The 484-nt window shown below is 67.8% G+C and carries 1 protein-coding gene; it reads left to right on the forward strand.

The features are described from left to right. On the forward strand, nt 1-484 hold a 484-nt coding region (locus GVL52_RS28655; protein WP_160012710.1), incomplete at both ends, for an MFS transporter.

Here is a 484-nt window from a genome sequence, read left to right on the forward strand (position 1 = left end):
CCTTCATCGTGGGCGTGCTGCCGACCTACGCCAGCATCGGCGTGGCGGCTCCGGTGATCCTGATCGTGCTGCGCATGCTGCAGGGCCTGGCCCTGGGCGGCGAGTACGGCGGTGCCGCGACCTACGTGGCCGAGCATGCGCCGCAGGGCAAGCGCGGCGCCTACACCTCGTGGATCCAGACCACCGCCACGATGGGCCTGTTCCTGTCGCTGCTGGTCATCCTGGGCACCCGCACCGTGATGGGCGAGGAAGCCTTCGGTGACTGGGGCTGGCGCATTCCGTTCCTCGTCTCCATCCTGCTGCTGGGCGTGTCGCTGTGGATCCGCCTGTCGCTGTCCGAATCTCCCGCCTTCCAGCGCATGAAGGCCGAAGGCAAGACCTCGAAGGCACCGCTGCGCGAGTCGTTCGGCGAGTGGAAGAACCTGAAGATCGTGATCCTGGCGCTGATCGGCCTCACCGCCGGGCAGGCCGTGGTCTGGTACAC

The organism is Rhizobium sp. 18055 (genome assembly GCF_902706285.1).
Lineage (GTDB): Bacteria > Pseudomonadota > Alphaproteobacteria > Rhizobiales > Rhizobiaceae > Rhizobium.